Annotated in this window: 12 protein-coding genes; 8 read left to right on the plus strand and 4 right to left on the minus strand. The window is 70.7% G+C overall.

Annotated features, from left to right (window positions below; genetic code table 11):
- Positions 1–72 precede the first annotated feature (72 nt).
- Complete coding sequence (locus tag I6J71_RS03165; RefSeq protein ID WP_370542072.1) at positions 73–855, plus strand: murein transglycosylase; 783 nt, start codon at positions 73–75, stop codon at positions 853–855.
- A gap of 26 nt (positions 856–881) precedes the next feature.
- Here the strand turns inward: I6J71_RS03165 and I6J71_RS03170 are convergent, their stop codons facing one another.
- The 3 genes from I6J71_RS03170 to I6J71_RS03180 form a co-directional block, all read right to left on the minus strand.
- The gene (locus tag I6J71_RS03170) at positions 882–1,583 is read right to left on the minus strand and encodes a transposase (RefSeq protein ID WP_370542073.1); all 702 of its coding nucleotides are present in this window, start codon (positions 1,581–1,583) and stop codon (positions 882–884) included.
- Between the two features lie 249 nt (positions 1,584–1,832).
- Positions 1,833–2,000 (minus strand): hypothetical protein, encoded by a 168-nt coding sequence (locus tag I6J71_RS03175; protein WP_204093344.1) that lies wholly within the window; start codon positions 1,998–2,000, stop codon positions 1,833–1,835.
- Positions 2,001–2,153: 153 nt separating this feature from the next.
- The gene (locus I6J71_RS03180; RefSeq protein WP_204093345.1) at positions 2,154–2,552 is read right to left on the minus strand and encodes a tetratricopeptide repeat protein; all 399 of its coding nucleotides are present in this window, start codon (positions 2,550–2,552) and stop codon (positions 2,154–2,156) included.
- 72 nt (positions 2,553–2,624) lie between these two features.
- Here I6J71_RS03180 and I6J71_RS03185 point away from each other — a divergent pair, with 72 nt between their 5' ends.
- From I6J71_RS03185 to I6J71_RS03205, 5 genes are all read left to right on the plus strand, one after another.
- The gene (locus I6J71_RS03185) at positions 2,625–3,095 is read left to right on the plus strand and encodes a VOC family protein (protein WP_204093346.1); all 471 of its coding nucleotides are present in this window, start codon (positions 2,625–2,627) and stop codon (positions 3,093–3,095) included.
- Positions 3,096–3,184: 89 nt separating this feature from the next.
- Positions 3,185–4,471 carry a phosphopyruvate hydratase gene (eno, locus tag I6J71_RS03190; protein ID WP_204093347.1) on the plus strand — a complete coding sequence of 429 codons (1,287 nt, stop codon included), beginning with the start codon at positions 3,185–3,187 and terminating at the stop codon, positions 4,469–4,471.
- Between the two features lie 235 nt (positions 4,472–4,706).
- The gene (locus I6J71_RS47565) at positions 4,707–5,069 is read left to right on the plus strand and encodes a septum formation initiator family protein (RefSeq protein ID WP_239155257.1); all 363 of its coding nucleotides are present in this window, start codon (positions 4,707–4,709) and stop codon (positions 5,067–5,069) included.
- Positions 5,070–5,192: 123 nt separating this feature from the next.
- Entirely contained in the window at positions 5,193–5,717 is a 525-nt protein-coding gene (locus tag I6J71_RS03200) for a DUF501 domain-containing protein (protein ID WP_239155259.1), read from the plus strand.
- Positions 5,718–7,742: 2,025 nt separating this feature from the next.
- A complete protein-coding gene (locus tag I6J71_RS03205; protein WP_204096840.1) occupies positions 7,743–8,924 on the plus strand; it encodes a lytic transglycosylase domain-containing protein in 1,182 nt (393 codons plus the stop codon).
- A gap of 94 nt (positions 8,925–9,018) precedes the next feature.
- On the opposite strand, the gene I6J71_RS03210 is transcribed toward I6J71_RS03205, so the two are convergent.
- Positions 9,019–9,648, minus strand: a complete 630-nt coding sequence (locus I6J71_RS03210) for a hypothetical protein (protein WP_204093350.1) — start codon at positions 9,646–9,648, stop codon at positions 9,019–9,021.
- Positions 9,649–9,768: 120 nt separating this feature from the next.
- Between I6J71_RS03210 and I6J71_RS03215 the strand changes: the two genes are divergently transcribed.
- Together I6J71_RS03215 and I6J71_RS03220 are read left to right on the plus strand one after the other, a co-directional pair.
- The gene (locus I6J71_RS03215) at positions 9,769–10,722 is read left to right on the plus strand and encodes a Ppx/GppA phosphatase family protein (RefSeq protein WP_204093351.1); all 954 of its coding nucleotides are present in this window, start codon (positions 9,769–9,771) and stop codon (positions 10,720–10,722) included.
- Between the two features lie 163 nt (positions 10,723–10,885).
- Positions 10,886–12,508 (plus strand): ABC transporter substrate-binding protein, encoded by a 1,623-nt coding sequence (locus tag I6J71_RS03220; RefSeq protein WP_204093352.1) that lies wholly within the window; start codon positions 10,886–10,888, stop codon positions 12,506–12,508.
- Positions 12,509–12,571: the final 63 nt, after the last annotated feature.

Genomic DNA, 12,571 nt, shown 5'->3' on the forward strand with positions numbered 1-12,571 from the left:
CGCTTGGTGCTGCCGCGGATCGTGATCACCCGATCCGGCGTCACGCCGGAGAGGGAGAAGTAGCCTGTCCGCGTGGCCGATACCACTCAGGCGTCTCCGCCTCGTCGTTACGTCAGCCGGATCGCGTTGTCGCTGGGGCTGGTGCTCACGGGGATCGTGCTGGTGGTAACGATCGGGGTGCGCAATCCCGATCCGGCTCCGGCGGTGCCCGCCGCGCCGGCGGCCACGTCGTTCTCGGTGCAGCCACAGCGGCCGCAGGCCGGGGCGCAGGCGCCCCGCGCCGGGCTGGCCGCGCCGCCCGACCGGCCGACGGAGTCGGACCAGGCCGAACTCGACGCGTGGGCCACGCGCGTCGCGGGCAAGACCGCGCTGTCCGCACGGGTGCTGGCCGCGTACGGGCGCGCGGAGATGTGGATGCGGCGCCAGAAGCCGGCGTGCCACCTGTCGTGGTCGACGTTGGCCGGGATCGGGCACCAGTCGTCGCCGTCGCTCGCCGTCGGCGCGAGCGGAGTGGTCACGCCGGCGATCGTGAGCGGTCCCGTCGGCCCGGACACCGACGCGGGCAAGCTCGACGGCGACCGCAAGGCCGACCACGAGCTGGGCCCGCTGCGCTTCCAGCCGGCCGCGTGGGAGAAGTACGCCGAGCGCGCCAACGGCGACGGCAAACCCGCCGACCCGCAGAACGTCGACGACGCCGCCTTCACCGCCGCCCGCTACCTCTGCTCGGGCGGCGACGACCTCGGCACGCCCGAGGGCTGGTGGCGGGCGATGCTCTTCTACAACGCGTCCGTCGACTACGTGCAGTCGGTGTTCTCCGCCGCCGATTCCTACGCGGCGGCCAGCGTGGCGGCGTAGCGGATCGAAGGTTGTGGTTCGCCGGATCACCCGCACGATCCACGTTGGCTGGCATTGCTTCGTCTCGGGTTGCCCCCACTGGCGTGAGGCGCAGTGCGGTCGGCTTGGAGTATCCCTTCGAGCTGCTCGGCGACCGTCTTTCGTTGCTGGAGGACGGTTTTGACGCTGTCGGCCAGGCGTGAGAGCACGGAGTCTGCGGCGGCGGTGCCCGGGACGGTGACGGTCTGCTGGTCGAGCGCGCTCGTGATCGCCTCGACCAGCTGCTCGCCCATGCGGGGTGCGTGGATCTTGGCGATCGCGGTGAGCTGGCGGCGGCCGGTCTTGGCGATGCCGGCGGGGCCGCCGCAGCGGGAGAGGATTTCCAGCACGGCCGGGTGGCTGATCTTTGAGCCGATGGCCCGTTCCAGCGCGGGGTGGGTGCCGGTGAGCACGCCGCGGATGCGGTTGGCGATCCGGTTGGCCTCATCGGCCAGATCGTCGTCGAGCCCGGCCAGCACGTCCAGCTCGGCCAAGGCCGCGTCGCCGACGTCGACCGGGCGCAGCGTGTGGGCCAGGGAGCGGGCGGCGTCGGCGACGGGTGAACGCGTTCCGGGCATCGGTCTTCGCGCGGCCGGGTAGAGATGGGCGATGCGGCGCATGGCCAGTCCGGGCAGATACGCCCCCTGGTTCCCGCTCGCGTGGGCGACCGCGACCGGCGACGCCCCGATCGTCGCCGGCTGGTCCACCACGATGCCACCGGGCCCGGTGCCGCCACGCCCGGACCATGCGTTCGACTGGGGGCGCTAGTCATGCGGTGTCTGGTGACCACAACTCTCTGGGGGGCGCCACGAGAAAGAGGCTATTCGCTTCCAGTCTGTCGAGGTCAGAGCCCCGGAAACCGGGTTCGCGGAATCGGTGGACAACAGCGTGGCAAGAGGCCCGGCTGTGGTGGATCAAGGCGCGTGGTGGCGTCCGCCGACGATCGGTGTGGCCGCGGGTCAGTGCGTCGGCACTGCGGCGCGGCCCCAGGCAGCCGGAGCGGGGCGCGGCGCAGGCTTCGGCTTGACAGGGAAGCGGTCGTTGAGGTCCACCAGCAGCGGGGCCACCGCGCCCAGCACGAACACCAGTAGTCCGGCCACAGTCCCGATCACAGTCAGCGCGGTCATTTCGGCCTCCTCGAAGTCGATCTCTGCGATGACTCAAGGTTCGCGCGTCGAGGGGGTCGAAGGGATCAGCCGTGCGGCCGGGCAGCGCCGCCGGATGGCCAGAGCCGCGCGAGGCCCACCAGGCCCCACGAGCCGGGGCAAACCGGGCAGAGCTCAGTTGTCCCGCAAGGTGATCCGGGCCCTGACCTCGCTGATCGCCTCCAGGTACTCCGGCACGGGGTTCATGGCCGACGCCATGCGCAGCTGCGCGAGCGCCTCGGCCAACCGGCCGAGGCGCTGGAGGGTCCGTCCGAGGACGAAGCGCGCGTAGTGATCCGTCGGATCGAGCTCGAGGACCCGGGTGAACGCGCGTTCGGCGCGGCGGAGCTGTGCGGAGTGGAAGTAGGCGCGGCCGAGCAGGAGCTGCACGCTCGGTTTGTCGTCGTCGAGCAGGGGCTGGAGGGCCTTGAGCGCGTCGAGTGGTCGGTGGCGTTCGACCAGATGCTCCGCCTGGCGGAAGGCTCGAAAACGGTCTTCGCCGGTGGGCTCCGGTGCTGCTGCGGCGTCCGTCATGGTCACTCCGACGATACCGCTGACGAGGGGGTAGCACGAGGCGGCGGACGGGTCGTGGTGGACTGTCCTGCCATGAGCAGCGAGCAGGAACCCGGCTACCTCGGCCTCGCGCCCTACCTCTACTACTCCGACGCCACCGCGGCCGTCGAGTGGCTGACCAGGGTCTTCGGCTTCACGGAGGAAGTGCGGTTCGAAGACGCGTCCGGCGAGGTCTTCCAGGCGACGCTCTGCGCGGGCGCCGGGCGGGTCCAGCTGGCGGGCGTCGGTCCCGAATACTGGACGGCCAAGGGCGTGGAGGGACCGGTCGGGCAGCTCAACATCATCTACGTCACCGACGTCGACGAGCAATACGAGCGCGTGCGCACCGCGCTGGGCGACGACGCCGTGCCGGAACCGCCGCAGGACCAGCCGTACGGCGCGCGCGTGTTCACCGTCGCGGATCCGGGGGGCAACAGCTGGACGTTCTGGGAGCAGACGTCGGAGACCGTCGAGCTGCCGTCGGGGTGGCGTGAGGTGCGCTCGGGTGACGTCCGGGAGCACTGAGCGGAACGGCCGAGCCTCCAACGGGTGAAAGTCGCGGACGGCTACTCTGGGCGGCGTCACCGCAGGCACGACCCACTGAGGAGCATGGCGTGGCTCTCATCGAGCAGGTAGGCGCGCGCGAAATTCTGGACTCGCGCGGCAACCCGACCGTCGAGGTGGAGGTGGCGCTCGACGACGGCACGCTGGCGCGGGCGGCCGTCCCGTCGGGTGCGTCCACCGGCGAACACGAAGCGGTCGAGCTGCGTGACGGGGACACCGGCCGGTACAACGGCAAGGGCGTGGAGCGCGCGGTCGCCGCGGTGCTCGACGAGATCGGTCCCGACCTGGTGGGCGTCGACGCCGTGGACCAGCGGATCGTCGACCAGAAGCTCGTGGACCTCGACGGTACGCCGGCGAAGTCGCGCCTGGGCGCGAACGCGATCCTCGGTGTTTCGCTGGCCGTCGCGAAGGCCGCCGCCGAGTCGGCCGAGCTGGAGCTCTTCCGCTACCTGGGCGGGCCGAACGCGCACGTGCTGCCGGTGCCGATGCTCAACATCCTCAACGGTGGCGCCCACGCCGACACCGACGTGGACATCCAGGAGTTCATGATCGCGCCGATCGGCGCGGAGTCGTTCCGCGAGGCGCTGCGCTGGGGCACCGAGGTGTACCACGCGCTGAAGTCCGTGCTGAAGGGCCGCGGCCTGGCCACCGGCCTCGGCGACGAGGGCGGGTTCGCGCCGAGCCTGGGCAACAACCGCGAGGCGCTGGACCTGATCCTGCAGGCCATCGAGAAGGCCGGCTACGCGCCGGGCCGCGATGTCGCGCTCGCGCTGGACGTCGCCGCCACCGAGTTCTTCGCCGACGGGGCCTACACGTTCGAGGGCAGCAAGCGCAGCGCCGAGCAGATGTCCGCCTACTACGGCGAACTGCTGCGCGACTACCCGCTCGTGTCCATCGAAGACCCGCTGAGCGAGGACGACTGGGACGGCTGGGTCCAGCTGACCGCCGAGGTCGGTGACAAGGTCCAGCTCGTCGGCGACGACCTGTTCGTCACCAACCCCGACCGGCTCGAGGAGGGCATCACCCGCCGCGCCGCCAACGCGCTGCTGGTGAAGGTCAACCAGATCGGCACGCTGTCGGAGACGCTGGACGCGGTGTCGCTGGCCACGTCGTACGGCTACAAGTCGATGATGAGCCACCGTTCTGGCGAGACCGAGGACACGTTCATCGCCGACCTGGCGGTCGCCACGGGCGTCGGCCAGATCAAGACGGGCGCCCCGGCGCGCGGCGAGCGCATCGCGAAGTACAACCAGCTGCTGCGCATCGAAGAGACCCTCGCGGACGCCGCGCGGTACGCCGGCGACCTCGCGTTCCCGCGGTTCACCGCGGAGGCCTGAGGGTTTGATGGCCGACCGGGGGAGGGCGCGCAGCCGCCGCGGCGGCACCGGCGCCGGGTCCGCGCGGACCCGGCGCTCCGGCTCGGAGGGCGGCGGGGCCACGCGCACCCGCCGCCCGGCGTCGGCGCGTCGCCGTTCATCTGCCGCCGCGGCTGCCGGTGGGGAGACGACGCGGGCCCGTCTGCGCCGCGGGCTCGCGGCCAAGCGGGCTTCCGGCGCGGCCAAGGTCCTCGGCATGTCGACCACCCGGCGCGCCGCCGTGGTGGCGATCGTCGTGTGCGCGCTGGCGTTCACCGTCGCGGTTCCGCTGCGGACCTACCTGAGCCAGCGCTCGGAGGTCCGCGAGCAGGAAGCGCAGCAGGCCCAGCTCCAGGCCCAGGTCGGCGAGCTGCGCGCGAAGAAAGCCAAGCTCAGCGATCCGGCGGAGATCGAGGCGGAGGCCCGTCGCCGGCTGCGGTACGTGAAGCCGGGTGAGGTGCCTTACATGGTGCAGCTGCCGGAGGACCAGCCTGCCGCGCCGGCGCCTGCGGCCGGACCGGCGTCGGTTCCGCAGGGGTCTTGGTACGACAAGCTGTGGGATCAGGTTTCCGGCGGGTGAGTCCACCGGCGCGGGGTCGCGCGGAGGCCTCGGCGCGAGGGTTGTCCACAGGGGAGCCGAGTTGTGGACAAGTCGGGGGTGGAGGCGGAGGGCGAGCGAGGCGCGGCCGTCGGCGGCATTAGCCTGGACGTCGTGAACAGCAGCAACAGCAGCACCCGCTTCGAGCCGGTCAGCGAGGCCGATCGGGAGATCATCGCGGAGCAGCTCGGGCGGCCGCCCCGTGCCTTGCGGGCCGTGGCGGCGCGGTGTCCGAGCGGGCACCCGTCGGTGGTGCAGACGAGTCCGCGCCTGGAGAACGGCACCCCGTTCCCCACGCTCTACTACCTGACGTGCCCGCGGCTGACGTCGCTCGTCGGCACGCTCGAGGCGTCCGGGATCATGAAGGAGATGACCGCGCGGCTCGAGACGGATCCCGAGCTCGCCGCGGCGTACCAGCACACGCACGAGACCTATCTGGCCGAGCGCGACGCCATCGAGTCCCTCGGCACGCAAGTCACCGCGGGCGGCATGCCGGGGCGCGTGAAGTGCCTCCACGTCCACCTCGCCCACACCCTCGCGGCCGGCCCCGGCGTCAACCCCTTCGGCGACGAGACCCTCGAATGGGTCCGCGCCCAAGGCTGGCCGTCGGGCGACTGCGCGGCCGGGTAACACGACAGTCCTGTACGCAGATAGTCCGCACAGGCGGGCAGTTACTGCATCTATGGGTTCCCCTACGGGTGTTCCGCCGCCAAGCTGAGTACGGCATCTTCACACGACGTGAGCAACGATCGGGGCCACCACCGGGCGACCCCGAGGAGGGTTCGGAGCATGCGGGCGCCACGCGGACTCGGGCATTTCGCTCGCAAGCGCCGCACAGCCACCCATCCCGAACGTGAAGCGACTCCGCCGCAGGACTCGAACCCGGCAGGCGGCAACGCACCCGAGCCCGATGGTCCGGACGACGAACCCGACGCCCCGAGCGGCGAAAGGCTGAGCGTGCCCGAAGCCGAAAGTGCCGGTGCCGCAAGCGAAGCCGGTGACGCGGCGACTGGTGGTCCTGACGGAGTCGGCGCCTCGGCCGGCGAGGTCGCGGACGAGGTCGGCGAAGCCGGGGACGCGGCGATCGTTGATTCCGCCGGTGCCGGCGGCTCGGCCGGCGAGAGGTTGGGCGAGGTCTCGGACGCCGACGATGCAGATGAAGCCGAAGGCGCGGCGCCTGATGTTTCCGGCGGAGTTGGCGAGGCGGTGGGCGAAGTCGCGGAGGCCGGCGTGGTAAGCGACGGCGCGGAACCGGCAATCGACGGTTCCGGTGGAGCTGGCGCCTCGGTTGGCGAAGGCTCGATCGAGGTCGCGGAGGCCGACGATCGCGGGCGCGGCGGTGCCGGAGCTGCGCTCGCCGATGGCGAGGCCGCGGATGAGACGAGGCCCGTTGACGTCGCGATCAACGACAACCCGAGCGACTTGCGCGAAGGGGCGGTCGACGCCGATCGTTCGGGTAGCTCGCTTGAGCCCGCGAAGGTCGATGGCCCGGCTGCGGCAGTCGGCGGCGCCGAGGTTGCCGAAGACCCGGGTGACTTGCGGGTGGCGGTGGCCGAAGGTGGCGCGGCCGAAGTCGCGGAGGCTGGCAGCGCAGGCGGGATCGCCGGCGCCGTTGGGGCGGAGAAGTCTGACACCGCAGAGGGCGAGTCACCTTCGACCGAAGCCGCAGCGGCCGACGCAGTAGCGGACAAGGCTTCAGAGCCCGAGGCAGCGCCGACCGAAGTCGCGGAGACCAAAGTCGTAGAGCACGAGTCTGCGGCGACCGAAGCCTCGGAGGATAAAGCCGCCGAGGCCCAGGCACCGCCGATCGAGGCCGCGGAGACCGAGACCGGGGAGACCGAGGTCGCGGAGACCGAGACCGGGGAGACCGAAGCCCCGGAGGGCAAAGCTGCGGAGACCGAGACCGGGGAGACCGAGGTCGCGGAGACCGAGACCGGGGAGACCGAAGCCCCGGAGGGCAAAGCTGCGGAGCCCGAGGCGGCGCCGACCGAAGTCGCGGAGACCGAGCCCGGGGAGACCGAGGTCGCGGAGACCGAGACCGGGGAGACCGAAGCCCCGGAGGACAAAGCTGCGGAGCCCGAGGCGGCGCCGACCGAAGTCGCGGAGACCGAGCCCGGGGAGACCGAGGTCGCGGAGACCGAGACCGGGGAGACCGAAGCCCCGGAGGACAAAGCTGCGGAGCCCGAGGCGGCGCCGACCGAAGTCGCGGAGACCGAGCCCGCGGAGACCGAAGCCGTGCCGACCGAGGTAGCGGAGACCGAAGTCGCGCAGCCCGAGGCAGCGCCGACCGAAGTCGCGGAGCCCGCGGCGGCGCCGACCGAAGTTGCGAAGACCGAAGCCGCGGAAATCGAGGTCGCGGAGATCGAGACCGGGGAGACCGAAGCCGCGGGGGACAAAGCTGCGGAGCCCGGAGCGGCGCCGACTGAAGTCGCGGAAATCGAAGCCGCGGAGACCGAGATCGGGGAGACCGAGGCAGCGCCGACCGAAGCCGCGGACGCCGGGGCGGCAGCCGTCGGAGCCGGGGCGGTCGGAGCCGTCGCCGGCGGCAGGGGTGAGGCGGCCCAAGGCGGCGATCAAGCCGCGCACGAAGGCGCCGAAGCCGGGCAGAGACCCGGGCTGACCCGGCCACCCCGCCGTAACGCTCGGCGGGTCAAGGTGGCGGCGAGAAAGGCGCGCTACCGCGGACGAAGACTCACGTCGCGACACCGCACCGTCGTGGCTGTCGCGGCTGGGGTTCTCGCCGTGGTGCCGGCGGTGGCGGGGGCGACGGCGGTGGCGGCGTGGGCGGGGGCGCTCCCCACGAGCCACACCCGCGACGTCGCGCTCGAGCAGGGGTACGACCCGCAGGATCCGCAGGTCGAGAAGGTCGCGGTGGACGGGAGCCTGCCGCAGTCGCCGGTGCCGTTGCCGTTGCCCGCGTACGAGTTGCCGAACGGGCCGTTGGGGATCCCGACGACGGCGCTGGCCGCGTACCACAACGCGGCGAACATCCTGGCCCACGAGCAGCCGGGCTGCCACATCGACTGGGCGCTGGTCGCGAGCATCGGGCGGATCGAATCCAACCACGCGCGCGGAGGATACGTGGATGCGGCGGGCACCGCGCTCGAACCGATCCTCGGGCCGGAGCTGAACGGCACCGGACCCTACGCGGCCATCCCCGACACCGACGGCGGCACGCTCGACCACGACACCCTCTGGGACCGAGCCGTGGGGCCGGCGCAGTTCATCCCCGCGACGTGGCGCGAGTACGCGTCCGACGGCAACGGCGACGGCGAAGCCAACCCCGAGAATCTCTTCGACGCCTCGCTCGCGACCGCCCGCTACCTCTGCTCCGGTGGCCTGGACCTGGCGAACCCCGACCAGCTCCGCACGGCCATCTACCGCTACAACAACTCCGACGTCTACGTGAACACGGTCATCCTCTGGGCCGAGGCATACCGCAACGGCGTCGCCCCGCTGCCCGACAGCCAGATCCCCGTGGGCGCGCCGAACGCAGCCGCGTTCCCGGCGCCGCCGGCCGTGCCGCCGCCACCAGGGCCGGCCACGACGCCGACGACGCCGACGACACCGGCCACACCGGCGCAGACGGTCTTGCCGCCGGGCGGCGGGACGTCCATCCCGCCGGCGACCGAAACGACCGGTGCCCCGACGAGCACCTCACCGACCTGCGTCAGCGACACGAGCAGCTCGGAAACGACGCCGCCGCCGTCGAGCAGCAGCACCAGCCCGACAACGACCACAAGCCTGCCCCCGTGCGTAGATTCGAGTTCGCCGCTACCACCACCGCCGGGCGACGGCTCGAGTCCTACCCCGACGGGCAACGCCCCGGCCCCCTGACCTATCCCGACGGCAGCACACCTGCCCGGACCCGCCTCGAAAGATCCCACGTCGCCGCCTTGACCGACCCGCACCGGCAATCCCCGGCACTCACTCACCTCGATCGACGGCACACCCTTGACCCTCCTCGGCGGCGACACGCCAGCGCGTTGATCGACTCGGACCAGCAAGACACCACCGCCTGCGCCGATCGGCAGCACGCCGCCGCGATACACCTGCGCTCCGGCGAGCCGCGACCGGTGGCACGCGAGCGACCGCGCAGACCGGCACGGCGTCCCTGCCCGCCTCGACGGGTCGCGTCGATCTCCACGACCTGGCGCACCGAGCCGAGCGCCAGCTTCGCGACGTGGTCCGGCAGCGGTTCGCCGGCGAGCTGCGCGCGGGCGGCGGGGAGGCTTTCGAGCACGAGCGCGATTTTGCCCGCCCCGGAGGGATCGGCGAACGCGGTGAGGCGGCCGACCGTGAACGCCGCGGTCGCATCGCGCAGGTTGTACAGGCTGCTGACGGTGATGGCGGCCCGCCCGTTCGTCGACGGCCGCCGCGGGCGTTCGACCGTGGCGCGACCGGCGAGGTACGGGCCGATGATCGACTTCTTGTTCTTCTCGAGCGCGGCGGGCGTGCCCTCGGCGAGAATCGTGCTCCCCAGCCACCCGGCACCGGGCCCCATCTCGATGACCCAGTCGGCCGTGCGGATCACGTCGAGGTCGTGCTCGACCACGACCACCGAGTTCCCGTTTCTGCGCCAGGGTGTCGATGGTCTTGCGCAGCCCCTCGACGTTGCTCGGGAAGCCGACGCCTATCCGCAGCTCAAGCGCCCCGAGCCCCACCCAGTAAGGTCGACGCCATGCCTCGTGTTGCCGCGATCGACTGTGGGACCAATTCCATCCGCCTGCTCGTCGCCGAGTTGACGCCGCGCCACGACGGGACGGTGGACCTGCGCGATCTGCACCGGGAGATGCGCATCGTGCGGCTCGGGCAGGGGGTGGACGCCACCGGCCGGCTCGCGCCCGAGGCTCTGGAGCGCACGCGCGTTGCCCTCGCGGATTACACGGTCGCGGCGCGGCGGAAGGGCGTGGAGAAAGTACGGATGGTCGCGACGTCCGCCACGCGGGACGCGAGCAACCGCGACGAGTTCTTCGCCATGACACGCGAGACGCTCGGCGTCGAGGCCGAGGTGATCAGCGGTGACGAGGAAGCGCGGCTCTCGTTCACCGGTGCCGTCGGGGAGCAGGACCCGGACGACGGGCCGTTCGTGGTCGTCGACGTCGGTGGCGGGTCCACCGAGCTCGTGCTCGGCACCTGGGACGGCCGCCGCGCCGAGGTGCTCGCGGCGAAGTCCGTGGACATCGGCTGTGTCCGCATCACCGAGCGCGCCCTCACCCAAGATCCGCCCACCCCCGACGAGATCACCCAGGCCAAGGCCCTCGCCGGGACGGTCCTCCAGGAGGCCTTCGACGTCGTCGACGTCGCCAAGGCCAAGACCTGGATCGGCGTCGCCGGCACGGTGACCACGTTGTCAGCCGTGTCGCAGGAGCTGCCCGAGTACGACTCCGAGCGCACGCACCTGTCGAAGCTCTCCCACGCCGAAATCGATCGCCTCACGACGAAGCTCCTGGCCGAAGATCGCGCCACCCGCGCGGCCAATCCCGTGATCCACCCGGGCCGCGTCGACGTGATCGGCGGCGGCGCGGTGATCGTCCAGGTGCTCGCCGAGCAGCTCGCCCAACGGGGTGGTCCGGACCAGCTGATCGTCAGTGAGCACGACATCCTCGACGGAATCGCCTTGTCGCTCGCCTGAGCGGACCAGTCCGGGCACGCTCGGTGATCAGTAATACTTTGGTTGTGCTCTGCCAGAGTGAAGGAAAAGGTTGTCACTCTTTTGCAATCGAGTGACCTGGTTACTGAGCACCATGTGCCGCTAACGTCCATCTCACTTTTCAAGAGCACGAGATGGAGGGAACATGCGGCGTTCACGCAGGTTCTGGGGAGCCGCTGCGGTGGTGACAACCTTGTCACTGGTGCTCACCGCGTGCGGCGGTGGCTCCGGCAGCAGCGGGTCGTCCGGCGAGGTGGATCCGAACGGGACCTTCACCGTCTACGGCACCGAGCCGCAGAACACGCTGATCCCCACGAACACCAACGAGCTCGGCGGCGGGAAGGCCGTCGACGCGATGTTCGCCGAACTGGTCGCCTTCAAGGGTGACAACGCGCAGCCCTACAACCAGATGGCCGAGTCGATCACCACGACCGACTCCAAGGTCTTCGACATCAAGATCAAGCAGGGCTGGAAGTTCCACGACGGCACCGAGGTCAAGGCCAAGAACTTCGTCGACGCGTGGAACTACGGCGCCTACTCGCCCAACGGCCAGATCAACAGCACGTTCTTCGAGAACATCCAGGGCTACGACGACGTCCACCCGGCCGATGAGAACGCCAAGCCGACCACCGACAAGATGTCGGGCCTGGTCGTGAAGGGCGACTACGAGTTCCAGGTGACGCTCAAGGCGGCGTTCTCGGTGTTCACCACCAAGATCGGCTACACGGCCTTCGCGCCGCTGCCCGACGCGTTCTTCAAGGACCCCAAGGCGTTCGCCGCGCACCCGATCGGCAACGGCCCGATGAAGTTCGTCAGCCGCACGCCCAACGTGAGCATCAAGCTGACCCGCTTCGACGACTACAAGGGCCAGGACAAGGTCAAGTTCAAGGACCTGGACATCAAGATCTACGCGAGCCAGGAAACCGCTTACCAGGACCTGCTGAGCAACCAGCTCGACTTCATCGAAGCGCTCCCGCCGTCGGCGCTGGCCGGCAGCAAGTACAAGGCCGACCTGAAGGACAACCTGGTCACCGGTCACCTGCTCGGCATCAGCACCATCGCGATCCCGTACTACGTGCCGGGTTATGACAACCTCGACCTGCGCAAGGCCATCTCGATGGCGATCGACCGCACGCAGATCACCAAGACCGTCATGAACGACACGTACGTGCCCGCCGACGGCTACATCTCGCAGGGCATTGCGGGCTACCGCCCCGGCGTCTGCCAGTTCTGCAAGTTCGACCCGGCCGCGGCGAAGGCGGCGTTCGCGAAGTCCGGCTTCAAGGGCAAGCTCACCATCGCGTCCAACGCCGACGGTGGCCGCAAGGAGCCGCTGGTGGCCGCGTGCAACAGCATCAAGAACGTGCTCGGCGTCGAGTGCGACTTCGTGCCCGCCACCGACTTCGGCCAGTGGCGCAGCATCGTGACCGGCCACAAGCTCACCGGCATGGGCCGTTCCGACTGGTCCGCGGACTACCCGTCGATCGAGGACTTCCTGAACCCGATCTACCGCACGGGCGCCTCGTCCAACGACTCGGTGTACTCGAACCCGACGGTCGACCAGCTGCTCGAGCAGGCCGACTCGACACCGGACAAGGACGCCGCGATCAAGCTCTACCAGCAGGCCGAGGACGCCATCGCCAAGGACCTGCCGTCGATCCCGGTGTGGGACGAGAAGGGGGTGGCCGCGAAGTCCAAGCACGTCAAGACCGTCACGCTCGACTTCCGCCGCCGCGCCGACTACTCGTCCGTCGAAGTCACCAAGTGACGCGCTGAACCGACGTCCCACCACCAGGGCAGCCGCGGACCGTCGCGATCGGACAGTCCGCGG

The sequence above is a fragment of the Amycolatopsis sp. FDAARGOS 1241 genome, assembly GCF_016889705.1.
In the GTDB taxonomy this organism is placed as follows: Bacteria; Actinomycetota; Actinomycetes; order Mycobacteriales; family Pseudonocardiaceae; genus Amycolatopsis.